Origin of the sequence: Bacillus sp. HMSC036E02, from assembly GCF_001836235.1 — a bacterium.
In the GTDB taxonomy this organism is placed as follows: domain Bacteria; phylum Bacillota; class Bacilli; order Bacillales; family Bacillaceae_G; genus Bacillus_A; species Bacillus_A cereus.
Genome location: NZ_KV827854.1, coordinates 1 through 25583, shown reverse-complemented (window position 1 = coordinate 25583; position 25583 = coordinate 1). Strand labels below are relative to the sequence as shown.

The window sequence follows — 25583 nt, the reverse complement described above, 5'->3', positions numbered from 1 at the left end:
TATGTTCCCCCTTCATGAGCGACTATTCAGTACCTCAGCAATATGCATTACTTTTACTTCTTTTCCTAAACGCTCAATACGTCCGCCAATGTTTAACAAACACCCACAATCTGCACCGATTAAATAATCTGCACCTGTTTCCATTACACTATCTACTTTTTCGTCTACCATTTGCTCAGAAATTGGAGTCATCTTAACTGAAAACGTTCCCCCAAACCCGCAACAATTTTGCACGTTTGGCAAATCTCTCACAGTTAATCCTTTTACATTTGATAATAAAATTCCTGGTGCTTCTTTTATTCCAAGCATACGTGTCATATGACATGATTTATGAATAGTAGCGACCCCTGGTAAACTTGCACCAACATCAGTAACCTTTAAAACATCCACAATAAACTGTGTAAATTCATAAGTTTTATCAGCAACTTTTTGTGCACGTTTAGCCCACTTTGGATCATCTTTGAAAACATGTGGATACTCATGAAACATTGTCGCACAAGAACCAGATGGCGTAACAATATATTCTGCATCTTCGAAAGTTTCAATCATATGTTTCATTGCTTCTTTTGCTGCTTCTACATGGCCGCTATTATAAGCAGGCTGACCACAACAAACTTGCGCTTCTGGAAATTCAATTTCACAACCTAAACGCTCCAACACTTCAACCGTTGCTTTACCGACATTTGTTTCAAACATATCGACTAAACAAGTAACAAATAAAGTAACTTTCATAACTATTACTCCCCCTTTTTACAACTTCACCAACAAACATATGGTCATCAGATGACTAAGCAGAGAAGAAATAGGCTCAACCATGGCCTATCCTCTCCCTCTTCTAAAGAAAACGCTTACTTAATCTTTCTCTATTTTATCAGAAAATTAAATTTTTAAAAGATTAAATTACGAATTTATATCGTTTTTACCTGTGACAATATGTTCTACATTTGTTAAGTGATCTAGCATTGCTTGCTGCGCTAATTCTACATCTTGTTTTAACACCGCATCATATATAACTTGATGCTCTTCTATAAGTCGTTCTGATGTCGTTTGTTCACCATATAAAATAATGCGTCTTGATTCACCAATCGTTTCAGCAATCATCTCTGAAACATGATTCATGAGTTCAAGCAAAATGCTATTATGCGAAGACTCTGCAATTCCCATATGAAATTGAAAATCGGCTTTTTCGCCAGCCTTTTCATCTCCAATGCTCTTTGCCATTTCATCTAACCAATGTTTCATATTTTGTAAATTATCTTCCGTACGTTTTGCCGCCGCTACTCGAACTGCCCCCACTTCAAGCACCTTTCGTACTTCTAATAAATTCAAAATATCTTCTTTCTTCATTAATAATCTATTGTTTAATGATTTCGTTAATGAAGAAGAATCGAAGTTCTTCACATATGTACCTTCTCCTTGTTTCATCTCAATTAAGCCCATCGCTCTTAGCGCACTTAGCGCTTCACGAACAGCAGATCTGCCAACTTGAAACTGCTCAGCTAATTGATGCACAGGGAGTAGTTTGTCACCAGGTTTTAACGTACCATTTTTAATCATTGTTAAAATAGCTTCAGATACTTCTTCGTAAATTTTTTTCGGTTTAATAGATTTGTACTCCAGTTAAATCACCTCAGTATCTTCCAAACAACAATTGAAACGATTTATAAGAACTTTGCATCATAACTATTTTAGACCGAATTGATAAGAAGTACAAATGTTTTGTTCATAAAATAGTCAAATTTTCGATATTTATTACATATTAATTTATATTTTTACGTATAAAGTGAAACTTTAATCAGTGAGGGTTTTGTTCATCCCCCACTGATTATTAGCCCTCACCAATCGGGCTTTTACGGGCAGCAGTGCCTCCACCTAACTTCTTTGCTTCCGCTGAATTTTGAGGTGAGGGTCTTACTGACCGGCGAATAGCGGGATAAATATTTTCTTCAATATAAAGAACATGCCCTAAAAATTAGAACATGCCCCCCTCATCCTGTACATTCAGTTTAATAATAACCGTTGTTCCCTTATCTTTTTCACTTTCAATTTTCCACTGTCCACCATGTATATGAACAATTTGTTTCACAATAGCAAGGCCTAAACCTGTTCCACCATGTTGACGACTTCTCGCTTTATCAACTCTGTAAAAGCGTTCCCCAAGATTCTCCAAATGCTCTATATCAATGCCAATTCCTGTATCTTTTATTTTTAATTCACAGTAATCATCGATTTGCTCTAAAGTTATAACGATATTTCCTTTTTGATTTGTATATCGTATCGCATTATCTAACACATTATGAAGCACTTGTTGCATACGATCCTCATCAATCATGACAATGACCTCTGGATTTAAATTGGTTGAAATATGAATTTCCTTTTCTATAAACTTAATCTCATACGTATCTAATACGTCTTCAATCAGCTGTGAAAAAACGATAGGTTGCTTCTTTAACGGAAAGTGCTCACCTTCTAATTGTGCTAAGTCTAACAAGTCATGAACGAGACGCTGCATACGACCTGCTTCTTTATGAATTAGCTGCGTTACTTTTTCCTGCTGAGCTCCCTTTGCAACACCATCTAAAATAGCCTCGCTATACCCTTTTATATAACTAAGTGGTGTTCTAAGTTCATGCGAAACATTTGCTAAAAATTCCTTACGCTTTACATCTTCTGTTTCTAATGAATTTGCCATTTTATTAAATGCTTTTCCTAATCGTCCAATTTCATCCTCTGAAGAAACTGTAATCCGCTCCGAAAAATCTCCCGTAGCCAAATGATTTGCAACCCGCTCCATTTGCGAAAGTGGCTTCGTAATTGCAATTATAATTTTTCTTCCAACCCATATCGTAATTAAAATCATAGCAATTGCTAACGGTGCTAAAATAAGACCCATATCATAGATTAAATCTTTTATACTTTTTAAAGGAATATACGAATAGACAATTCCGACTAATTTTTTATTTTCCAATACAGGAATGACAACCCCCATAATATTACGGTCAAAATGTTCTTCATATCCTATTTTTGTCACAGTTTTCCCATCTAATAGCGTTTGCCTATCTCCTTCACTTATAAGAGAATGATGATGCACATCAAAAGGCAAACATGCGCTTAAATCACGCGGATTAGATACGAAAATAACGTCTGAACTAGATATTTGATCAAACGATCTTACTTTCTCTTCAAAAGTTGATATTCCTTCACGCTTATCATATTGAGCAGCAAGATTTTTCCCTTCCATTACTAACGAAGTTTTTAAATTATCAACGTATAACTTTTCATACGAGTATAAAGATACGAAATAAAGAAAGGACACTGTTACACATACTGCACATACTACTGTAAGCCAAAGTTTTTGTACCATCGTAAACATATGTTACACCTCAAATTTATAGCCTACACCCCAAACAGTTTGAATGTAGTTTCCACTTTCTCCAAGCTTCAAGCGCATCGTTTTCACGTGCGTATCTACTGTTCTTGTACTTCCGGCATAATCATATCCCCATACCTTTTCAAGTAATTGCTCCCGGCTAAATACTTGTCCTGTATGCTGACAAAGAAAATATAGTAAATCAAACTCTTTTACAGTAAGAGAAATCGACTCACCATTCGCCTCAATTCGTCTGCTTTTTTCATTGATAAGAATTGGTCCAAATTGAATCTCTTCTTGCTGTTCTTGCTTTGTATATCTTCTTAGTACAGCTTCCATACGGGCAACCAATTCACCAGGACTAAACGGTTTTACAATATAATCATCTGCTCCCATACGTAAGCCATTCACCCTATTCCACTCTTCACCTTTTGCGGTTAAAAATATAATCGGCACATCTGACGTTTTTCTAATTTCTTTACAAACTGAAAGTCCATCCATTTCTGGCATCATTATATCTAATACAACGAAATCATAATGATCCGTTTCTAGTTTTTTAAGAGCCTCTTTTCCGTTTTCAGCTTCTCCCCACTCATATCCAAAGTTATCCAAATACATTCCAACAAGCTGCCTCATATCACTTTCATCATCTACAACTAGCACTCTATATTTATTCATTGTCCTTCCCTTCCCTCTCTATGAGTTGAAACGGTCCTTTTCCGACTTTAATTGTTTGTTTTATTTTCATACTCTTCATATCCATGACGCACACTTCATCACTATCATAACTTGCTACATATCCTTCTGCTCCGCTTTTCAAAAATGCAAATGGATTTGAGCCTATTTCAACGGAAGCTACCTCTTTATACGTACTAATATCAAATTTTCTAAGCATATTCGAACCGTGGCTTAATGCATATACGTACTTATTATCTTTCGTTATGTTCACAGGCATAAATGGAGCGTGTAAAGAACGTACCATTTCACCGCTCTGTAAAGAATACACTAATACTTTCTCATTCACTTGATTTCCATCACCATGCCCGCCAATCCATATTTCTTTCCCATCAGGACTAATCGTCGCTCCTGTTGATGCTGGCGGAATCATAAAGGATTGAACAACTTCTTTTTTCTTCGTATCAATTGTCGTTAGTTTCGTATCATAAAAGTTTAGTACAGATAACCGATTCTGATACTCTACCATCGTTATAGGCCCTTTTCCTGTTGAAACATTTCCTGTCTCTTTCCCATTTATCGTAAAGAACCTTACCTTTTGAACATTTTGATCAGCAGCAAATAATTGTTTTTTATCTGCTGATACGACCACATTTACAATGCCCTTTCCAGTTTTATATTTTCCCACTTGCCTTCCTTCCGCTAGTGAATATACATACATATATTCTAATTGCTTACCGTATACAAGTATTTCATCGCCATTTGGAAGCAGTGTGATTCCAGCCATTGGCTCATTTAGTTCCCATGTCGTAATTAACTTTTTATCTTTTTTATCAATAAAACTAATACTGCCTTCTTTTATATTCGTAGTTATAATAACATTTTTATCTTTAGCAATTGGTGTATATGAACTTCCTTGACACCCTACTAATAGAAATAAAAAACAGAGAAGAAAAACATACTTTCTCAAAAGATTCCCTCCATCTTCAGATGATTTCGTTATAATTGTAAAATAACAAATAAATGTGTGGAAAGTGTGAAATTCCCCTTTCTTACTCAATTTACATATATAATGTACAACAAATAGAATTTGAGGTGTGTCAATTATGCTATTTCCTGATTTAGCGAATAAAATTGTACGAGAAGTACGCAGACTAATTACAGAAAATATAATTATCATTAATATAGAAGGCGTTATTATCGCAAGTACAGATACAGAAAGAATTGGCCAATTTCATGAAGGTGCACTCCGCTGCGCTAAACAAAAGAAAACCGTCATCATTACAAAAGAAGATGAAAGGCGATTGCAAGGTGTAAAGGCTGGGATGAATCTTCCTCTATTATTTCATGATGAAGTAATTGGTGTCATTGGGATTACCGGAGAACCTGAAAATATTTCACGCTACGGAGAAATATTGCGTAAGATGACCGAATTATTAATTCATGAAAACTACTTTTTAGAGCAATTAGAACTTGAGCACCGTTCTTATGAAGCTTTTGTCTTTGATTGGCTTCAAAATACAGAGTGGTCCCCGAGTTTTCTTGATCGTGCCAAAACACTTGGCATTGATTTATATAAGAAAAAACAACTTGTTTTGTTTTCTATTGGCAAAAATGACACAATGCTCCAGCGTAAAATATGGCAACATGTACGAAATATTTTAACAAAAGAGCATCTATTTGTTCGCTGGGGAAATGATCGTTTTATTTTATTTACAGCGATGAGCTCCAAAGAACAAACTTATCAGTTTTTAAAACGGTTAAAACAAGACTGCGAAGCTTTATTTTCTATTCCTTTATATATCGGGATTGGGCAAACAGTTACCCCAAACAATATGAACATATGTTACGAACAAGCATTACGTGCTCTTTCTGTATCATTGGAAACGAAAAAAATTGTATTTAATGAAGATTTACGTTTAGAAATGTGTTTACAAGATATTTCTGCCGAAACGCGTGAACAATTTCTAGAGCGTACCATCGAAAGCTTACTATCATCTCCTGAGCTTATGCACACTTTACGCTTATTTATCGATTATAACCAATCTTATAAACAGACAGCTAAACAATTACATATACACATTAACACCTTACATTATAGGCTAAAAAAGATTGAAGAACATACAGGACTTGATCCAAAACAATTCAAAGACTTAAACGTTTTATACTTCGCACTCCTCCTATTAGATAATCATACAAAAAAGAACGATAAAACAGATTAATCTTTAGATGATTATACATAGAAAGAATCCCTCGACTTTTTTATCATTATAATGAAAGCACTGTTACCACGTTGTTTATTATAACTAAACACGTTAACAGTTTGAGGGGGATTTCCAATGTTAGAAAAACAAATTATTCATTCATTCGTATCTATTGTTGGCGAAGATAATGTAGATACATCCAATATGGGGCGTTTAACTTATAGTTATGATGCCACTCCAAACTTCCAAGCAATGCCTGATGCAGTCATTGCTCCTCGTAATACAAATGAAGTAGCTGAAGTGTTAAAAGTATGTAACACTCACAAAATTCCTGTGTATGTGCGCGGGTCTGGAACAAATCTTTGCGCAGGAACATGTCCACTTGAAGGCGGTATCGTCCTTATTTTCCGCCATATGAACAATATTTTAGAAATTGATGAAGAAAACTTAACAATTACTGTACAAGCTGGTGTCATTACACTTGATATTATTAAAGCGGTAGAAGAAAAAGGTTTATTTTATCCACCAGATCCAAGCTCGATGAAAATTTCTACAATCGGCGGTAATATTAATGAAAACTCAGGTGGATTACGCGGTTTGAAATATGGCGTAACACGTGATTATGTAATGGGGCTTGAACTTGTCTTACCAAATGGTGATATTATTCGCACTGGTGGTAAATTAGCAAAAGATGTAGCTGGTTACGATTTAACTCGTTTATTTATCGGTTCTGAAGGAACACTTGGCGTGGTAACAGAAGCCATATTAAAACTTGTTCCTATGCCTGAAACAAAGAAAACAATGCTTGCATTATATGAAGATATTAATGAAGCTGCACGTGCTGTTTCTTCTATTATTGCAAATAAAATCATTCCAGCAACACTGGAGTTTTTAGACCAACCGACAATTGAAGTAGTAGAAGAGTTTGCACAAATCGGTTTACCTACAGATGTAAAAGCAATTTTATTAATCGAACAAGACGGTCCACCCGAAGTAGTCAATCGAGATATTGAAAAAATGGCTAACGTTTGTCACTCTATGAATGCAGTTGATGTTCGCGTTGCAAAAGATGAGACGGAAGCAGATGCGCTTCGTACCGCTCGCCGTAGTGCCCTATCAGCGCTCGCACGATTAAAACCTACTACAATATTAGAAGATGCAACTGTACCACGTTCACAAATAGCTCCAATGGTTGAAGCTATTAATACCATTGCAAAAAAATATAATATTCCTATTTGTACGTTTGGACACGCTGGTGATGGTAACTTACATCCAACTTGTATGACAGACGCTCGTAATGCAGAAGAAATGCACCGAGCTGAACAAGCTTTTGCTGAAATATTTGCGAAAGCAATTGAACTTGGTGGCACAATTACTGGTGAACATGGTGTTGGTGCGATGAAAGCTCCATATTTAGAAATGAAATTAGGTAAGGAAGGTATTGCAGCTATGCAAGAAATAAAGCAAGCTTTCGATCCAAATAACATTATGAATCCTGGAAAAATGTTCGCGAAAGACACCCGAAAAAGAGTGGTGGTTGAGCGATGACGACATTGAATAAAGAAAATATTCAAAAAGAATTTAAAGAACGATTAAGTGAAGATGAATTACTAAACTGTATGCGATGCGGTTTTTGTTTACCTACTTGTCCTACCTACATTCAATCCGGATATAAAGAGTCACATTCACCGCGCGGACGTATCGCATTAATGAAAGCTGTCGTCGATGGTTTAATCGAACCAGATGAAGATGTTGAGAATACATTAAACGTTTGTCTTGGTTGCCGTGCTTGTGAGCCTGTTTGTCCATCTGGTGTAAATTATGGGCATTTATTAGAAGAAGCTCGTGATATTATTAATCAAAATAAAAAATTCTCGGTGCCAGTGAAAGCTGTTCGAAAAGTCGTTTTTGAAGGATTATTCCCCCATCAAAATCGAATGAGAACATTAACTGGACTAATCGGATTTTATCAACGTTCTGGTTTACAAACGCTAACACATAAAACAGGGATTATGAAGTTATTCCCCGAAACACTTGCAACGATGGATCTCGTTTTACCAAAAGTCCCTAAAATGAAAGCGATGAAAGATCGTCCTTCATTTTTACCTGCAGAAAGTACAAAGAAAAAACAAGTTGCATTCTTCACAGGCTGCTTAATGGATACGATGTTTTTAGAAACAAATAACGCAACGATGAAACTTCTTCAATTAGCTGGTTGTGATATCGTTATTCCGAAAACACAAAGTTGCTGCGGTGCATTGCATGGACATGCTGGTGAAAAGAGTGGAGCAAAAGAATTAGCAAAGCGCAATATAAAAGCATTCGAAGACTTAAACATCGACTATATTATTACGAATGCAGGTGGTTGCGGAGCTTACCTCGTAGACTATGATTATCTTTTAAAGGATGATCCGGATTGGGCTGAACGTGCTAAGCAGTTTGTTTCTAAGATTAAAGATATTACTGCTATACTAGTAGAACTAGACTTCCATAAGCGAACTGACTTACGACTCACGCCGCAAGTTATTACGTATCAAGACTCTTGTCATTTACGCAATGTTATGCGCACATCTTCTGAACCTCGTATGTTACTAGAGGCTATCCAAGGTGCAACATATCGAGAAATGAAAGATGCCGATCGTTGCTGTGGCTCTGCTGGTATTTACAATATTGTTCATTCAGAGTTATCAATGGAATTTCTAGATTACAAAATGGACCGTGTGCATGAAACAGAAGCAGCAACCATTGTTACTGCAAATCCAGGTTGTTTATTACAAATGAAATTGGGTATTGAGCGAGAAGGGCTTTCTCATAAGATAAGAGGAATTCACATTGTGGATTTATTATTAGAAGCAATTGAAACTAACTCGTAATAACTCGTAACATACGTAATAATAGGAAAACGGCTATCTCCTTCGTCTATGTAAAGAGATAGCCGCTTTTTTGTCTGCTACAACATTAAAAATATGTTACTTTATTATAAAAAAGAACAACAGAAACATTACAGTTTTGTAAAAATCAATCCATTATATTCCTCAAAAAATCGCTCAAACCATTGATACAATAGGATTCTTCATTTTCTATTTAGGTAACTTTATCCAAAAACCCCCTCTTAAAACCAAGTATAAAAACACTATAAATTCCTTTTATACTCTATATTTCTCTTATTTTTGCTCCCTCCTTCTCTTAGGATAAATTAGGTAATTTTAAAGTATATGAATTTTTTTCCATCTTTTTTCTCGCAAATTGTATGCTACGATGAATTTGTCAGTCAGACAGGCTGTCAAAAACAAATCGTGTGAAAACAAATTAAAACTTTATATAGGGGGACACACATCATGAAAAAGCGTGTTTTATTATCTGTAGCTGCTGCAACAGCTCTTACTTTAGGAGTATCTTCTCTAGATGCACAAGCTGCAACAGTACAACCATCTAACTTAAAGGTTCAAAATATTCAGCATTCAAAAGTGATGATGAAACAAATGAGCCAACAAGAATTACAAGCATTCTTACAATCTATGGGAGTTGAATCATTAGCACAATGGCAACAAGGAAACTTCCAACCAAACTGCTTCATTCCTGGTCAACAACCTACTGAAAATGTTGTAACTGAGCAACCAACAGCTAAGCCAGAAACTCAAAAGCCAGTTGAACAAAAACCAGCCGAGCAAAAGCCTGCTGAAGAAGTTCAAAAACCAGAAGCTCAAAAACCTGCTGAAAACAACAATACTCAAAAACCTGCTGAACAAAAACCAGCTGAGCAAAAGCCTGCTGAAGAAGCAAAATCTTTAAGCGAGTTCGAACAACGTGTTGTTGAATTAACAAACGCTGAGCGTGCAAAACAAGGCTTACCAGCACTAAAAATTGATACTGAATTAAGTAAAGTAGCACGTATTAAGTCTGAAGATATGCAAAAAAACAACTACTTTGATCATAACAGTCCTACATACGGATCTCCGTTTGATATGATGAAGAAATTTGGTATTTCTTATACATCTGCAGGTGAAAACATCGCTCAAGGCCAACGTACACCTGAAGAAGTAGTACAAGCTTGGATGAACAGCGCTGGACACCGTGCAAACATCTTAAATAACGGCTTCACTCACATCGGTGTTGGCTATGTAGAAAGCGGCAACTACTGGACACAACAATTTATTACGAAATAAATAGATTAAAAGAGTCTTCCCATGAGAAGACTCTTTTTTAAGTTTCATAGCTTTCTATTATGTATGAATAGAAAATATATAACATAAACAACATAGATCCACAGCTTATTACACTAAGCAATACATAAAATCCCCACTCTAAGTTCAAAAACAATGAAAACAATATGCCACATGCCATCACTTGAAAAATTCGTCTACTTACTAAACGAATTTTTTGTAATTTAATTGGATCTTTTTCTTTGCCTTTTATTTTCTTAAATTCTTTACTCAGCATAAAAAGAAACATACTAATCCCAATCGTTAATCCTGTTTGAAAGGATATCAAATCCCCAAAATTAATAAAGAGGATAAGCATATGAATAAACAACATAAATAACGTAATTTTCTTTATAAATCCGCCTATAATACCATGCTCTCTTTCATTAAACTTAAATATATTATGTGAAATAATATACAAAAATCCATATGAAAAAATAATAAAACAAGGAATAAATGCTACAACAACTTGTTTACTCATAAACTCGTTTGGCTCACCATTTACATTCCAATGTACTGCCATACGATTTGGTAAATAGGGATAGAGAAATAGAGTAAGTAAAAGACAAGCGAAAAATATTCCAAGTACATACTTATATTTGATCAAGTGATTCTCACCTCTCTTTTCTCTTAACGGCTTCGCTTCTTTTAGAGAAATCCCTGCAAAAATCTACTTTTTTCAAGTTAAAACTTATACTTTACGCATTTTCTTTTTGAAATTCTTTTATTTTTTTATTTAAATTTGTAGGAAACGGCACATCAACTTCAATTGCTTCTTTCGTAATTGGATGCAAGAAATTTATCTTCATCGCATGCAATGCTTGACTGGACATATATTTTGTTTGTCCACCATATAATACATCCCCAACTAGTGGATTACCATTATGACTCATATGAACACGAATTTGATGTGTTCTACCCGTTTCTAATTGTAACGTTACGAAAGTCGTGTTTTGCTTCTTAAAATACTTTTCTACTTTATAATATGTGATAGCTTGGTCACCTTTTGGAGAAATACGACGCCTTGTAGCATGATGGCGGTCCCTTCCGATAGCAGCATCAATCTTTCCTTGTTTCTTCTTTACTTTCCCTTCAACGAGCGCTGCGTACGTTCTTTTAATTTTTCTTTCCATTAATAGACGATCCATAATTGCACCAGCAATTCTATGCTTAGCAAACACGACACCACCTGTCGTATCTTTATCTAAACGATGAATATGACGCACCTTCGTCTCTAAACCTTGCATTTGAAAATGAAAAGCAACAAGATTTGCAAGCGTCCCGGTTCCACCTTTTTCAGCAGGGTGTGTGTCCATTTGCTCTGGTTTATTTACGATAAGTACGTGATCATCTTCGTATACTACATGTAATTCACCATATTCTGGATCTACACCGTACTCTTCCTCCGCAAACATATAGACTTGTAACTTATCGTTCTCTTTTAAAAGCTCATTCCATCTTCTTTGTTCCCCGTTAACCGTAACACCTTTTTCCATACGAAGCTGATGTAATAGCTTTTTCGGTATTTCCCATTCTACTTTTAATACCGATTCAATACTTATACCATTCCATTTAGCTGGAACGATAATTTCACACCATTCGCCCTTTTTCTTTGTTTCCATACTGTTTATCACCTTATTTCTATTGATTCTCTCATTGTAACGGAAAACACACTTTGATGCACTGTCAAAAATAGAGGACAGTCTTATAATAGACTGCCCCTCAAGCTCTAAGTCTTTTCATTTCTAATAATACTTCTTCAGCTTTTTGTTCATACGATAAATCTTTAAAGAAATCCGCCAACCTTTTATAATCATTGTAAGCATCTAATAAATCGTCCATCTTTTCTATTTTCATCACTTGTTGTTTTTGTTTCATTTTTACTGGATAGCGATAACCTGATACTTCTTGTATTTTGTAATACTCATCCTCTACTTGAACGACCTTTACAAGTTCTTCCTCTTCTGCATCCATCGTATACCCATCAAATTCTCTAAGTAGTTCATAAATGATATGAGTCCATTCATCTTTTGGATAAAATCCTTTTTCTAACCGATAACCGACAATGCGATACATATGCCCATCGTTCTCGGCAAACTGTACTGTATCATTTAACTTAAACTTAAAATAACGAAACATTGCCTTCACCTACTTATTATGTAATGTTCTTATCACATACTATTTGCAAAATGTAGGCTTTGCTATTCATAAAAAATGCTCATCATATTGATGAGCATTTTTTACGATGCTTTTTCTCGTTTTTTTCGAAATGGTAACCACCAGTTCCAGTCTCCAAATAACTTCATTAAGCTTGGTACGAGCATAAGACGAATAATTGTTGCATCAAGAAATATTGCTAATGCAACGCCAAGACCCATCTGCTTTACTGGTAAAATATCAGTAAATGCGAATGCACCAGTTACAACAATCATTATTAAAGCAGCTGATGTAATGATTCTACTTGTTGAAACGAGCCCTTCTAACGTTGCTTGATCGTTATCTCCTGTTTCTTCATAGAGCTCATGAATACGTGAAATAAGAAATACTTCATAATCCATACTAAGCCCAAATACGAGGCCAAAAATGAAGATTGGTAAGACAAACAGAACCGGACTTGCTTCTAAACCGAAATGACCACCTTCAAATAACCAAACAACAATTCCAATGGTTGCACTTAAACTAAGTATATTCATAACAATTGCCTTAATTGGAATGAGTATAGATCGGAATGCAAATAATAATATAACAAAGGTCGATCCAAATATAACAGACATACCAATTACAACTTTATCTTTAATTTCATCTTCTAATTCTTGTTGAAACGTCGTCATTCCGCCTAGATAATACGTAACATCCGTTTCTTTATAGTTCTTTTTAAAGTCACGTACCCACTGTTTTGCAGTCTCTGTACGTGGTTTTGTTTTCAAAAAGATTTCTATCGTCGTCTTATTCCCTTGCGTGTATGCTTCAAATACAGGAGTTAGTTTCGCTGATTCTGGCGACTGCAATATTCCAACAACTTGATCTGCTTTCATTCCAGTTAACCCGTCGTATAAACTTCTTACTTCATGTACTTTCTTATCATCTTTTAACTTTTGAACGACTTCTTCTATCTTTTGTAGACTTTCTTTTTCTTTCATATCTTTTTTCGTCTCTACAACTAACGTAACATCAGCGTGTGTTTTGAAAGTTTCATTAAATGCTTCTTCATACTTTTCATATGCAATCCTTGTATCACTCTTTTCAGGTAAAGCTTCAACACCAGGGAACTGCAAATTCGCTGTACGTAATGGTAATAAGCAAATAACAATAAATGTTGTAACAACAATAATCATTGCAATTGGATGTTTCATCACAAATTGTGCAAATTTACGCCATGCTTTTGCCGGCGTATGTGCTACTTGATTCTTTTTTAATATTCTTTTACCTATTAACGATAATAGTGCTGGAAGAAGTGTGAGTGAGAATAAAATGCTCATAATGACAACAATCATTCCGCTAATCGCGACAGATTGAATATAATCTATCTTAAAGAAAAACAAACCGGATAACCCAACAAATACGCATAATCCTGAAAATACAATCGCACGTCCTGCCGTTTGATATGTAATTGCTATCGCTTCTTTTACCGTTCGTTTAGCAACTTCCTCTCGAAAACGGTTCACAAATAATAGCGCAAAATCAATAGATAATGCAAGTCCAATCATCGGCGCAACGTTTAACACGAAAATAGATAGTTCTTTATCAACACCGATGAAATACAATATCCCCATCGTACTAATAACACTAAGCGCCCCATTCAAAATCGGTAAAATTGATGCCAAAAGACTACCAAACGAAAATAGTAATACAAGAAACGCAATTGGTAATCCAATCATTTCTGCTACTTTTAAATCATTTTGCGTTCTTTCATTAATCTCTTGATTAATTTTCGGGAATCCTGTAGGTGTTACTTTTAATGCTACATTACTTTCTTTCCCAATCTCATCAGCAAATTGTAATGTCTTTTCCATTCTTTCTTTATTTGTTTTCCCGGAAAATAAAATTGTCGCATAACCGATGTCATCTTGTAGCATTTCTTTATTTTGGATTGGGTGATGGAAAGATTCATAGCTCTCTTTCTCTTGAACATTCTTTACAATTTCATCTATTCGCTTTTTAAATTCCTCATGCGAAGCATCTTTATTTTTCTCAAAAACGAGCAGAAGCGTATCTTGAGACTTCTTAAAATCTTGATCTAAAATTTCTTTTGTTTTTTGATAGTCGCCTTCCGTTTGGAAACCGTCACCACCTAATACTCCCGGTAGCTTTGGAGCAAAAATCCCAAGTGCGATTGCGAGCAACAGTAACGCTACAATTACTGTATAACGAAACTGATACAAAAAGGCTCCTAACTTCCCCCACTTATCAACTTTATGTACGTTTGTCTTCACACATTTTCACCTACTTTAAATAATTCAATTGTCACTTATACTGTATCACATCTTGATATAAACAAAAAACGTCTGGAAAAACTATAATAATAGTTTTTCCAGACGTTTTTCTATCTCTCTTTATTAAACCCTAATCTCTCAGTAAGTAAACGATGGTAGTAAATCGCGATAATTAACAAAATACCACCTACGCAGTAACCAGCTAAAATATCAGTTGGGTAATGTACATTTAAAATGACTCTACTTAATCCAATCGATAGAATTACTATACCCATCAAAATCGTTGTGACACATTTCCCAGCTACGCTTTTCAAATTAGCAGCAATGATATAAGTAAGAAATCCAAATGTCATAATCGATAGCATTGCATGTCCACTAGGAAAACTATATCCAAGTGCATCTAGCGCTTCATTTAATGACGGACGTTCTCTCTTTACAATCTCTTTTATCCCTTTATTCACAAGATGTGTTATTAAAATTCCCATTGGATATACAATCATCGCAGCATAATAACGCTTCTTCCAAAAAACAAGCAAGCTTATGACGAGCGTAGCGACTATCCCAATTGCTGATCCCAATTTTGTAAAGTACGAGAAAAATATAAGAGAACTTTCCGTTTGTAGCCCTCTTACTAATCCACGGACATATGTATCCATCACTGTAACGCCACCTGCATGTACGCGCCAAGCAACAATACCAAATACAGCAAATAACAAACCGATACACATTACCTCATACTGATGTAACTTCTTATTCAAACGATTTCCTCCTACTATGAAAAAATGCGATTTCTACTTTAGAAACCGCATTTCCTTACTTATTTACCTTTTGTTTTTAGCTCTGTCCAGTAACGATCATAGTCTTTTAACTTATCGTCTACATCAACAAGCCATTCTGTACGATCTAACTCTTCTTTCGTTAAGAAAATCATGTGATTATCACGGTATTCTTTACTATGAAGAGGATGAGCTTTTTCATTTGGATTACTGTAACCAATTGACTCGTAGTTTTTCACACTTACTTTTTCATCTAGTAAGTAGTTCATAAATTTCTCAGCAAGCTCTTTATGTTTTGCACCTTTTGGAATTGCTAACGTATCAGCCCAAATTGTGCCGCCTTCTTTCGGTACAACATATTCTACATCTTTATTATCTTTTGCGATAAATGCTGCATCTCCAGACCAAACTGTTCCGATCCAAGCATCTTCTGTAATGAATTTTTGTTTAATGTTATCTGTATCAAATGCTAATAAGTTTGGAAGCAGCTTCTTTAAATCATCTGCTGCTGTCTTTAATTGTGCATCGTCTTTCGTACTGTTTGAGAACCCGTGCTTCTTAAGACCCACTCCTAATACCTCACGAGAATCGTTCAGTAACGTTACATGTCCTTTATATTTCTCATTCCATAAGTCCGCCCAGCTTGTAGGTGCTTCTTTCACATACTTTTTATTGTATGCAATCCCTGTTACACCCCAAGTGTACACTAAAGAATATTTATTCTCTGGATCAAACGCAGGTGTTTTGAAATTAGAAACCATATTTTCGATATTCGGGATATTCTTTTTATCTAACGGCGCTAATAAGTCCATTTTCGCCATTGTTTTAACCATGTAATCCGACGGCTGGATTAAGTCATACTTTGCGCCACCAGCTTGTAATTTCGCAAGCATTTCTTCATTACTTGCGTACTTGTCATAGTTAATTTTCACATTATATTTCTTTTCAAAATCTTTTAGCACTTGCTCATCAAAATTGTCAGCCCAGCTATAAATATTTAATTCTTCTTTCTTTTCACCACAACCAGCAAGCACACCAGCAACAAGGCTAAAACTAATTGCTGCGCCAGCTATTCTTTTCATTAATTCCATCGGTTTATTACCCCCTTGTACTTTCTATATCGTTCGTATTATAAAGGAAGGTGTCCTCCAGAGTTTTCTTCACCATCTGCACCTTTGTTCCGGAAGATTTCAGATAGAACCATTAATCCTACGATAGCAACAATTAAAATTGTAGAAAGAGCATTAATTTCTGGTGATACTCCGCGCTTAACCATACTGTAAATATATAATGGCAATGTTGTTGATCCTGGTCCTGATACGAAGAAACTAATTACAAAATCATCAATTGATAATGTGAATGTTAATAATGCTGCCGAAATAACTCCCGGTGCAATTGCTGGGAACGTTACATAACGAAACGTTTGCCAAGGCGTTGCTCCTAGATCATTTGCAGCTTCTTCTAAGTCACGTCCCATACTTGAAAGACGCGCAGCTAAAATAACAACAACAAACGAAATACTAAATGTAATATGTGCAATAATAATCGTTGTTTGTCCAAGTTCCATTCCTAACTGGCTGAAAAGAATTAGTAAAGATAATCCCATTAAAATATCAGGAATTAAAATTGGTAAATATACAAGGCCATTAATAGCCCCTTCGAAACGATATTTATAACGATGTAAAGCAATTGCAAAGAATACACCAAGTACCGTTGTCACAATCGTTGTTATAACTGCAATCGTAATACTATTTACAAATGCATCAATAACATCTTGTTTTTGAAATAAATCTGTATACCAATGGAATGTAAAACCTTCCCACTCCGCATTAATGCGAGAGTCGTTGAAAGAATAGACCATTAAAACCATCATTGGAAAATACAAGAATAACAAAATTAACCAAGAATAAGAAACTAAAAACTTCTTCATCTTTGCCTATTCCCCTCCGTTCTCATTATATTTATATACTTTCGTTGCACGATAATATAAGTAAATTAACAGAACAGAGAATAGAACAACGATAATCGATAACGCAGATCCAAATGGCCAGTCACGTGCACCTAAGAATTGATTTTGAATAACGTTTCCGATTAATGCTACTTTCGATCCGCCCATCACGTCTGATACAACAAACATTCCGATAGAAGAAACGAATACTAAAATAGAACCAGTCGCAATTCCTGACATAGTCATCGGCACTGTTATATTCCAAAATGCCTTTATTGGTGTTGCTCCTAAATCATAAGCCGCTTCTAGCTTACGCTTATCCAGCTGCTCAATTGCTGCATACACTGGTAAAATCATAAATGGTAATAAAGAATAGACCATTCCGAGTATTACAGAAGGAGTATTATATAATAAATTTAACGGTTCACTAATAATGCCAAGCTTTAATAACAACGTATTCACAAGACCTTGTGAACGTAAAATAACAATCCATGCGTATGAACGAACAAGAAAGTTAATCCAAAACGGGATCGTTGCCAATAATAAAAGAATAGAGCGGTATTTGCGGTCAACAATTGTAATTGTATACGCAAACGGATAACCAATTAATAAACATATTACTGTTGTAATAACTGCGATCTTAACAGTTTCCCATAACGTTCCTAAGTACAAAGGATCAAACACACGGGATATATTCTCCAGCGTAAATTGCATTTCTACTGTCCCGTAAGCTCCGCGCTGCATGAAGGCGAATCCTAATACGAATACGAGCGGGATTAGGAAGAAAATTAACAGCCACGCGACTGTAGGTAGTGCGAGTAATTTCCCTTTTTTCAATTTAAGGTCACCTCGTCCTCTTGCTCCCAGCCTACATATACATTATCTCCAATGCTCCACTGCGCTGCCTCTTCAGCAGTTTGATATGCCATTAGTAATTCTGATGTTTTCTCATCACGTACATAAAGCTTCTCCATATTTCCGACAAACTCGATATCTTCAATATGTCCAAGATGGTATTCTTTTAAAATTGACTCTTCAACCGAACGTACTTTTACATTTTCAGGGCGAATTGCTACATAGCCTTCCCCGTTTTTCACAATATTATTTTCACCGATGAATGTCGCAACGAACAATGTTTTCGGCTTATTATAAATTTCTTTAGGTGTTCCGATTTGTTCGATATGTCCTTTATTCATAACTACAATACGATCGCTCATGCTCATTGCTTCTTCTTGATCGTGCGTTACGTATATGAACGTAATTCCTAAATTACGTTGTAAGTTTTTCAATTCACGTTGCAAGTCTTTTCGTAACTTAAAGTCAAGCGCTCCAAGTGGCTCATCTAATAGTAATACACGCGGATTATTTACAATCGCTCTTGCAATTGCAACACGCTGCTGTTGTCCACCAGAAAGCTTCGCAGGTTTACGATTACGGAACTCAAGTAACTGCGTTAAACGCATTGCCTCTTCAGCACGCTCTTTCTGCTCTGCTGCTGATACTTTCTGCATTTTCATACCAAAACAAATATTCTTCTCTACTGTCATATGTGGGAATAGTGCGTAATGTTGGAACACTAGGTTCATATGACGCTTATATGGCGGCAAATCGTTAATTCTTTCATCATCTAATAAAAGATTCCCTTTAGTTGGAGTTTCAAATCCTGCGATCATACGAAGTAACGTCGTTTTCCCGCAGCCACTCGGCCCTAAAATTGTTAAAAACTCTCCCTCTTTAATATCTAAAGAAAGAGGTGGGATAATCACTTGATTTCCAAAATGTTTTTCAACTGCTTCAACTTTAATAATCTTTTTCATTTTCCCGTCCTATCTACCTTAAATTTTTAATTTTTATATTCATGAATAAATATTTATGTTCTATAGACTATTTTTTGTTTCGATCCAAACAAAAATGATTATTTAACAAGCGTTCGTTTCTATTCTTTATGTAGTATGTTGGATTCATTTTCGCATGATACATAACGTCGAACAGAAAAACCCCTTCCATTGCGAAGGGGCTATTATCATACGGCTACGCCTACTGATAAACACCATCATCATTTTAACAACTTTCGTATGAATTTTAAAGCACTTTTTGTAGAAGAGTAACGAATTTTCATGTCGAATACTGTAGATTGGGCTAAAATGCTTTTATAATGTGAAAAAGTCCGAAAACTTTCTTTCCCATGATAACCCCCTAATCCACTACTTCCAACACCCCCAAAAGGTAAATATGGCGTGGCAAGATGATAGACAACATCATTAATACAGCCTCCACCATATGAAATATTACTCGTCACTTTCTTTTGTACTTCTTTATCTTCAGAAAATACATATAACGCTAACGGCTTCGGATGTTGCTGGATTGTGCCAATTACATCTTCTATGTTGTCGTACTCTATGATTGGTAAAATCGGACCAAAAATTTCATCTTCCATAACAGTATCTTTCCATGTAATATCCGCTAGTACTGTCGGTTCAATATGTAATGTATCTTTCTTATAGTTTCCACCAATTACGACTTGACCATCTTGTAAGAATCCACATAATCGTTCAAAATGACGCTCACTTACAATACGCACATAATTTTCATTTCGCAAAGGTTCTTTACTATACTGCTCTGTAATTTCATGTCGCAGTGCCTCAATTAGCTTTTCTTTCACGGAAGAATGCACATACATATAATCAGGCGCTACACACGTCTGCCCTGCATTTAAAAACTTACCCCAAGCAATTCTTCTTGCTGTCATCTCTATCTTTGCATCTTTATGTACAATACAAGGACTTTTCCCGCCAAGTTCTAAAGTGAGCGGTGTCAACTGTTTCGCTGCTGCTTCCATTACAACTTTTCCAACTCCAACACTACCAGTAAAGAAAATATAATCAAACGGTTCCCTCAGCAAAGATGTACTCTCTTCAACGCCACCTTCTACTACCGCTACAAGCTCTTCTGGGAATAATTCATCTAACATTCTCTTAAGCATTTTTGAAACGCTTGGCGTTAACTCTGACGGCTTTAAAACGATTGTATTTCCAGCTGCCAGTGCTCCTACAAGTGGTGCAATTGCTAATTGAAAAGGATAGTTCCACGGTGCAATAATAAGCGTCACACCATACGGTTCTGGCACTACTTTTCCTTTTGATCCAAAATGAGTGAGTGCTGTTCGAACTCGTTTCGGTTTACTCCACGATGACATATGTTTCAATTGAAAGGAAATTTCTTTTAATACATATCCAACTTCCGTTGTAAACGACTCGTGAACTGACTTATTTAAATCTAATTTCAATGCCTGAAATATTTCTTCTTCAAAACGCTGAATGCCTTCATAAAGCTTCTTCAAATTATTCTTTCTCATTTCGATGCTTCTCGTATGCCCTTTTAAAAAATATTCCTTTTGCCTACTTACAATAGAGGAAATACTCATTCACTCACCTTCTCCCACTATTTTTATCCAATTCTTTCATTATTTATATAGACTTCATATATAACAAATTTCTATTCTTAAGGTTACATTATATATGACTTTTTCAGCTATATAAAATTCATTGCTCACAAAAAAACTACCGAAAGAAAATCTCTCGGTAGTTTTACTGTATTAACGATATAAACGAACAGCACCTGCAGAATTATCATCAGCTTGTCCTACTACTTCAAATTTCAAACCAAGCTTCGGTAAAATACGTCCTGCATCTGGAATCTGTTGATTAATATACGTTTTAGAATCATCAAACTTTGGTACGCCTGCTAAACCATCATACGTAAATGTTCCACGCGTTGGAGATACGACTTTCCAAGCTGGCGTTTTGTCGAATGAGAACGCTGCATCAGCGATTTGGAATCGTGTACTACTCTTAACTGTTGGTTTACCATTTAAAGTACCAACAATTGCTTCTGGATGAGAATCAACTACACCAAGGAAACCGTGTCCTGGATGTACACCAACCCAGTTATCTGTATAAGCTGAATCTGCATACCATACAACCATACCAGTGTTAAATACTGGACCGCGAGCAAATTTCAACGCGTTATCTGCCCCAGCATAGTTTCTCCACTCAACATAGTAGTTATGTTTTTTCTTCTCTGTTCCGTTAGATACAACGAAACCATCTAATTTTAATTGTGGTGTACCTTCTGCGTCATCAGAGAATGCTACTTTACCATCTACTGTTAATGAAGCATTATCAAGAGCGAATCCATTTAATGCTAAACCACCATCAGTAATGTAATCAAATGTTAATTTTACTTTCTTGCCTTTGAATTGACTTAAATCATATGATTTGTCAATCCATTTTCCATTTGTCGAATGTGCATTTCCACTATTTGCTTTCTCACCAAGTCTTTCAATTAACGTTTGTTGACCATCTTCCGTTACAGCGTGTACTTCAAGGAAATCATACTCTGCTTCAATTTCATATAATGATTTGAAGTCAAATTTTGCAGTCGTTGCATTTGTTAAATCGAACAGTGGTGTTTCCATCTTCGTATGAAGATCATCACCTTTTGTGCTGTAGTAATACTGTTTTCCAAATGCCGGCTCAATTGTTTTTATATCTTTGTCTGGTAAGTTAACACGAATCATACCCGGACGGTTAGATTTCGTAACACTTTGATCCAAATATGTCGCTAGACCGATACCTTTATTTAATTTCTCGTAATCTACTTCTACGATATTTGCCCAGTTACCACCGATTGTTTTTTGGAAAAACTCTTTATTTTGTGGTGAGAAACTCGTTGGCGTCGTTCCAGCGATTTTACCAGCCCAGCTTCCGCCACTCATAATAGACCAAGCTTCAATCGGCTCACCTTGACCACTATATTGTGTATCGTACTCATCTGGAAGACCTAAATCGTGACCATATTCATGTGCGAATACACCAACCGCTCCATCTTCTGGTTCAATTGTGTAGTCGAATGCTGCCATCTTTCCACCCCAATATGGTACTTTCGCTTGTGTACCTTCAATTGGGAATGGCTTTGGTCCAACTGTCCAACGGTGCGACCAAATTGCATCATCGCCTAATTTACCACCGCCTGCTTCTTGTCCAACACCCGCATGAATAATCATTAAGTGATCGATTAAACCGTCTGGTTGATTTTTATTTCCATCACCATTTACATCGTATTGATCAAATTGGTCGAACTCTGATAAATCAATACCACTATCTACAGCTGCTTTTAATGCATCTTTTACTAAATCACGTGGCCCTTTTGGTCCTTTATTATCATGGCCGCCGCTAGCAGCATCTGCACCATAATCAGCCGCCTTACCAGGAACTGTTAACCATTTTGTAACTGTTCCGTCCACTGTGTAACTACCACCAGATTGTTCTTCGTAATATTGTTTAAACGTTTCAATTTTACTTCCATCATCTAATGTGAATGGCTCGTTGCCGAATAACATTTTTTCATAATGTTCTTTATTAAAATCGTTAGAATACATATATCCAGGCTCTTTGTCGATATTATTATGTTTAAAGTCAGCGTACTCTACAAGTAAAACGAGTACTTTGTCTTTACGAACTTCACCGTTATAGTCTTTTTGTTTCGCTGGAGAAGTTGGTACTTTGCCATTTAGACCGCCTTTAACTGGGCCTGTCGCTGCAGGTGTGCCTGTTGCTGGTTGATTTAATTTTTCTTTCGTGTCTGCTTTCGCATCTTTCACTTTCTTTAAAAAGTCGGATGCATCTTTCGTAAGTTGGTCCCCATTCGCTGCTTCTTTCCCAGGATTTTCACCCTTTTTGTTCTCTACATACTTTTCGACTGCTTTCTTTGTTTCTGTCTCTGAAGCCTTCGAATCAATTACCCCACGTTTTTTTAATGCATCTGCTAAACGTTCTTCCGGAATTAAATGATCATCAACTGGGCTCGTAGCTGTTTTATTCACAGGCGTTTCAGCATATGCAGATTGAGTGCCAGCTCCGAATGAAAGGCCTAATACAGCTGTCAATGCGATTGATGACAAAACTTTGAACGGTTTCTTGTTCATCCCTTATTTCCTCCCCTAATAAATAATATGTATTACAAATTGAATTTTATTAAAAATTCAATATTTTTTCAATATTTAGTCATATTATGTAATGTTTTTAATATATTTGTAAAAATTTCATAGTTAGCATACGAATATATCACAATTCAACAATGTTTTCTGAAAATATTGAAAGTTTTTATCGAACAATTTATAATTTCCATAGAGGGAGTTTAATGGGGATTTTATCTTTGTTTCATCTACACAATATTTGATAATTCACTATATAAAACACAAAATCGGATTTCATTATCATGTATTCTGTAGCAGCAATTATGACCGATAATTAGGGAGGAATTACATTTGTACAAAGATAAGACAGACGCACTGGATCAAGAATGGATTGATTTAATACTTGAAGCTCTAGATGCTGGTATCGCCATGCAAGACATCGAGCAATTTTTCCAACGTATGAAGCCATCCAGTCAGGCTCAATAGGTTTGTTCTTTTTAACGAAGTTTATGTTATAATAATGACATCATAAGACAACTACATATTGATAGAAAGGTGCGCAAATATGATTGGAGAACGTATAAAACGCCTTCGTTTACAAAAAGGGATTTCATTAACTGAACTTGCCGAAAAAGCTGGCGTTGCTAAATCTTACATTAGTTCTATAGAACGAAATTTACAAAAAAACCCTTCCATTCAGTTTCTTGAAAAGATCGCAGCAGTTCTACAAATTCCAGTTGATACTTTACTTCATGATGAAACAACAAAGGAAACTAACCTAGACTCCGAATGGACACAACTCGTTAAAGATGCAATGAACTCTGGTGTCTCCAAAGAACAATTTCGTGAATTTCTTGAATTTACAAAGTGGAAGCAAAATCAAAAATAATAATAGAAAGAAGTGCTTACAACCAGCACTTCTTTTTCTTTATAAAAAAAAGCGGGAATACCCGCTTTTTTATTATTTTTCTTCCCCAGCTTCTTGGTTAGCATTGAATGTCCATTCTAAATTCAATGTATCACCTTGGAAGATATTTTGATCTTTTCCATCATCTACAAATTCAAATTGTACCCATAGATAATCCTCTGTACCAGCTGCTAATCCACCCTTTTCTCCCCACTCAGGAGCAAAGATATCTTTAGCTAAAAGATCTGGATCAACTTTTTGTAAGTCTGCTAAAGTTGTTTCGTATACAGGCTCACTTTGTTTATCCCAGTTCCAAAGGAATTTTACTTTAACGTGCTTACCAAAGTCTTCACCAGCATTATCACCTTTTGCATCTTTAACAGTATACTTTGTTGCTAATTTAACGTCTTTAATAGTTAACGAACCGCTGTTTTGTAATAAGAACTCTTTCTTAACAGAATCCCCTGGTTTTAAATCTTTAATATCTACAAGCGTCTTAGGGTTTAATGTAAGGTCTAACGTCCCAGCTGCAAATGTATTGTTTGATACTTCTTTATCGCTAAAGAATGCAAATGTTCCTCCACCAATTAAAGCTAACCCCAATGCTGCTGATGCAACTCCCATACCTAATTTCTTTTTCAGACTCACAATCAATTCCCCCTAGCTTTTTTTTATATTTTTATCACTTATTTTTCAATAAGAGATGTAAAGAAAACTATATTAGCTTAGCTAATATGCGTTCTTTTTTAAAAACCTTATGTTCATTATAACGAACAACCCTATATAAACACAACACATATTTATTAATATTTTCAGTTATTTTTATTTCTCAATATCATTTAGACTTTTCAGAAAAAAACAATGATAATTTATAACTTTTTTCACACTCAAATCATTTAATACTATAAGAAAAAAGAAAAACAAAGAGGTGAGGGCTAACGTTCCCTCACACTCGTATAAATATTACTAGTCTTGCTTATTCGTTCACTCTCTCTTACACCACATTCTTGTTTTCCGGCTGTTTCACTAAAGCAGTTACTCCGCTTTCTTTTGCTCTTCTACTTTCTTCTGTTCTTCTACTTTCTTCTGTT

23 protein-coding genes are annotated in these 25583 nt (G+C 35.6%); 6 read left to right on the top strand and 17 right to left on the bottom strand.

The features are described from left to right. Window positions 1-12: 12 nt before the first annotated feature. The 5 genes from HMPREF2590_RS15915 to HMPREF2590_RS15895 all read right to left on the bottom strand — a co-directional run bounded on the left by HMPREF2590_RS15915 (window position 13) and on the right by HMPREF2590_RS15895 (window position 5015). Window positions 13-732, bottom strand: a complete 720-nt coding sequence (locus HMPREF2590_RS15915; protein WP_000869150.1) for a (Fe-S)-binding protein — start codon at window positions 730-732, stop codon at window positions 13-15. A gap of 168 nt (window positions 733-900) precedes the next feature. Beyond that, window positions 901-1590 carry a FadR/GntR family transcriptional regulator gene (locus HMPREF2590_RS15910; protein WP_254904472.1) on the bottom strand — a complete coding sequence of 230 codons (690 nt, stop codon included), beginning with the start codon at window positions 1588-1590 and terminating at the stop codon, window positions 901-903. Between the two features lie 382 nt (window positions 1591-1972). Further along, a complete protein-coding gene (locus HMPREF2590_RS15905) occupies window positions 1973-3373 on the bottom strand; it encodes a sensor histidine kinase (RefSeq protein WP_000494817.1) in 1401 nt (466 codons plus the stop codon). A 3-nt stretch (window positions 3374-3376) separates the two neighbouring features. After that, entirely contained in the window at window positions 3377-4048 is a 672-nt protein-coding gene (locus HMPREF2590_RS15900) for a response regulator transcription factor (protein WP_001046400.1), read from the bottom strand. Next, window positions 4041-5015 (bottom strand): YncE family protein, encoded by a 975-nt coding sequence (locus HMPREF2590_RS15895; RefSeq protein ID WP_001234153.1) that lies wholly within the window; start codon window positions 5013-5015, stop codon window positions 4041-4043. Before HMPREF2590_RS15895 ends, HMPREF2590_RS15900 begins: the two co-directional genes overlap by 8 nt. Window positions 5016-5142: 127 nt before the next feature. On the opposite strand from HMPREF2590_RS15895, the gene HMPREF2590_RS15890 reads away from it, so the two are divergent. The 4 genes from HMPREF2590_RS15890 (at window position 5143) to HMPREF2590_RS15875 (ending at window position 10415) form a co-directional block, all read left to right on the top strand. Beyond that, window positions 5143-6267, top strand: a complete 1125-nt coding sequence (locus HMPREF2590_RS15890; RefSeq protein ID WP_001999325.1) for a CdaR family transcriptional regulator — start codon at window positions 5143-5145, stop codon at window positions 6265-6267. A gap of 117 nt (window positions 6268-6384) precedes the next feature. Then, on the top strand, window positions 6385-7797 hold the full coding sequence (glcD, locus tag HMPREF2590_RS15885; protein WP_003313096.1) for a glycolate oxidase subunit GlcD: 1413 nt from the start codon (window positions 6385-6387) through the stop codon (window positions 7795-7797). Next, a complete protein-coding gene (locus tag HMPREF2590_RS15880; RefSeq protein ID WP_000209648.1) occupies window positions 7794-9122 on the top strand; it encodes a (Fe-S)-binding protein in 1329 nt (442 codons plus the stop codon). Before glcD ends, HMPREF2590_RS15880 begins: the two co-directional genes overlap by 4 nt. Before the next feature lie 465 nt (window positions 9123-9587). Further along, the gene (locus HMPREF2590_RS15875) at window positions 9588-10415 is read left to right on the top strand and encodes a CAP domain-containing protein (RefSeq protein ID WP_000747588.1); all 828 of its coding nucleotides are present in this window, start codon (window positions 9588-9590) and stop codon (window positions 10413-10415) included. Between the two features lie 37 nt (window positions 10416-10452). On the opposite strand, the gene HMPREF2590_RS15870 is transcribed toward HMPREF2590_RS15875, so the two are convergent. The 11 genes from HMPREF2590_RS15870 to inhA1 form a co-directional block, all read right to left on the bottom strand. Continuing rightward, window positions 10453-11058: a DUF1648 domain-containing protein gene (locus HMPREF2590_RS15870; RefSeq protein ID WP_000598995.1), complete on the bottom strand. Its 606-nt coding sequence runs from the start codon at window positions 11056-11058 to the stop codon at window positions 10453-10455. Between the two features lie 91 nt (window positions 11059-11149). Further along, window positions 11150-12073 (bottom strand): RluA family pseudouridine synthase, encoded by a 924-nt coding sequence (locus HMPREF2590_RS15865; RefSeq protein ID WP_000448327.1) that lies wholly within the window; start codon window positions 12071-12073, stop codon window positions 11150-11152. 100 nt (window positions 12074-12173) lie between these two features. Further along, window positions 12174-12590, bottom strand: coding sequence for a hypothetical protein (locus HMPREF2590_RS15860; protein WP_000490301.1), 417 nt, complete (start codon window positions 12588-12590; stop codon window positions 12174-12176). Between the two features lie 101 nt (window positions 12591-12691). Then, window positions 12692-14884, bottom strand: a complete 2193-nt coding sequence (locus HMPREF2590_RS15855) for an MMPL family transporter (RefSeq protein ID WP_000856421.1) — start codon at window positions 14882-14884, stop codon at window positions 12692-12694. 110 nt (window positions 14885-14994) lie between these two features. After that, window positions 14995-15642 (bottom strand): phosphatase PAP2 family protein, encoded by a 648-nt coding sequence (locus tag HMPREF2590_RS15850; RefSeq protein WP_001035520.1) that lies wholly within the window; start codon window positions 15640-15642, stop codon window positions 14995-14997. A 59-nt stretch (window positions 15643-15701) separates the two neighbouring features. Continuing rightward, entirely contained in the window at window positions 15702-16751 is a 1050-nt protein-coding gene (gene potD, locus HMPREF2590_RS15845; RefSeq protein WP_000422307.1) for a spermidine/putrescine ABC transporter substrate-binding protein PotD, read from the bottom strand. Window positions 16752-16789: 38 nt separating this feature from the next. Further along, on the bottom strand, window positions 16790-17590 hold the full coding sequence (gene potC, locus HMPREF2590_RS15840; protein ID WP_000714192.1) for a spermidine/putrescine ABC transporter permease PotC: 801 nt from the start codon (window positions 17588-17590) through the stop codon (window positions 16790-16792). 6 nt (window positions 17591-17596) lie between these two features. Next, window positions 17597-18445, bottom strand: a complete 849-nt coding sequence (gene potB / locus HMPREF2590_RS15835; protein ID WP_000715500.1) for a spermidine/putrescine ABC transporter permease PotB — start codon at window positions 18443-18445, stop codon at window positions 17597-17599. Further along, entirely contained in the window at window positions 18442-19425 is a 984-nt protein-coding gene (gene potA, locus HMPREF2590_RS15830) for a spermidine/putrescine ABC transporter ATP-binding protein PotA (RefSeq protein WP_000720336.1), read from the bottom strand. Before potA ends, potB begins: the two co-directional genes overlap by 4 nt. Window positions 19426-19664: 239 nt before the next feature. After that, window positions 19665-21032 (bottom strand): aldehyde dehydrogenase, encoded by a 1368-nt coding sequence (locus HMPREF2590_RS15825; protein WP_000028380.1) that lies wholly within the window; start codon window positions 21030-21032, stop codon window positions 19665-19667. Window positions 21033-21203: 171 nt separating this feature from the next. Continuing rightward, window positions 21204-23594, bottom strand: coding sequence for a M6 family metalloprotease immune inhibitor InhA1 (inhA1, locus tag HMPREF2590_RS15820; RefSeq protein ID WP_001035945.1), 2391 nt, complete (start codon window positions 23592-23594; stop codon window positions 21204-21206). A 342-nt stretch (window positions 23595-23936) separates the two neighbouring features. Between inhA1 and HMPREF2590_RS15815 the strand changes: the two genes are divergently transcribed. Both HMPREF2590_RS15815 and HMPREF2590_RS15810 read left to right on the top strand, forming a co-directional pair. Then, window positions 23937-24071: an anti-repressor SinI family protein gene (locus HMPREF2590_RS15815; protein WP_000276219.1), complete on the top strand. Its 135-nt coding sequence runs from the start codon at window positions 23937-23939 to the stop codon at window positions 24069-24071. 79 nt (window positions 24072-24150) lie between these two features. Then, on the top strand, window positions 24151-24474 hold the full coding sequence (locus HMPREF2590_RS15810) for a helix-turn-helix domain-containing protein (RefSeq protein ID WP_000578885.1): 324 nt from the start codon (window positions 24151-24153) through the stop codon (window positions 24472-24474). 72 nt (window positions 24475-24546) lie between these two features. On the opposite strand, the gene calY is transcribed toward HMPREF2590_RS15810, so the two are convergent. Then, window positions 24547-25140 carry a biofilm matrix protein CalY gene (calY, locus tag HMPREF2590_RS15805; RefSeq protein WP_000053713.1) on the bottom strand — a complete coding sequence of 198 codons (594 nt, stop codon included), beginning with the start codon at window positions 25138-25140 and terminating at the stop codon, window positions 24547-24549. Between the last annotated feature and the right edge of the window lie 443 nt (window positions 25141-25583).

Coding starts and splice junctions, on each gene's coding strand:
- potC (WP_000714192.1), bottom strand. CDS start 17,590: ATGAAGAAGTTTTTAGTTTCTTATTCTTGGTTAATTTTGTTATTCTTG.
- HMPREF2590_RS15900 (WP_001046400.1), bottom strand. CDS start 4,048: ATGAATAAATATAGAGTGCTAGTTGTAGATGATGAAAGTGATATGAGG.
- HMPREF2590_RS15915 (WP_000869150.1), bottom strand. CDS start 732: ATGAAAGTTACTTTATTTGTTACTTGTTTAGTCGATATGTTTGAAACA.
- HMPREF2590_RS15905 (WP_000494817.1), bottom strand. CDS start 3,373: ATGTTTACGATGGTACAAAAACTTTGGCTTACAGTAGTATGTGCAGTA.
- potA (WP_000720336.1), bottom strand. CDS start 19,425: ATGAAAAAGATTATTAAAGTTGAAGCAGTTGAAAAACATTTTGGAAAT.
- HMPREF2590_RS15810 (WP_000578885.1), top strand. CDS start 24,151: ATGATTGGAGAACGTATAAAACGCCTTCGTTTACAAAAAGGGATTTCA.
- glcD (WP_003313096.1), top strand. CDS start 6,385: ATGTTAGAAAAACAAATTATTCATTCATTCGTATCTATTGTTGGCGAA.
- potD (WP_000422307.1), bottom strand. CDS start 16,751: ATGGAATTAATGAAAAGAATAGCTGGCGCAGCAATTAGTTTTAGCCTT.
- inhA1 (WP_001035945.1), bottom strand. CDS start 23,594: ATGAACAAGAAACCGTTCAAAGTTTTGTCATCAATCGCATTGACAGCT.
- HMPREF2590_RS15825 (WP_000028380.1), bottom strand. CDS start 21,032: ATGAGTATTTCCTCTATTGTAAGTAGGCAAAAGGAATATTTTTTAAAA.
- HMPREF2590_RS15860 (WP_000490301.1), bottom strand. CDS start 12,590: ATGTTTCGTTATTTTAAGTTTAAGTTAAATGATACAGTACAGTTTGCC.
- HMPREF2590_RS15875 (WP_000747588.1), top strand. CDS start 9,588: ATGAAAAAGCGTGTTTTATTATCTGTAGCTGCTGCAACAGCTCTTACT.
- HMPREF2590_RS15880 (WP_000209648.1), top strand. CDS start 7,794: ATGACGACATTGAATAAAGAAAATATTCAAAAAGAATTTAAAGAACGA.
- HMPREF2590_RS15865 (WP_000448327.1), bottom strand. CDS start 12,073: ATGGAAACAAAGAAAAAGGGCGAATGGTGTGAAATTATCGTTCCAGCT.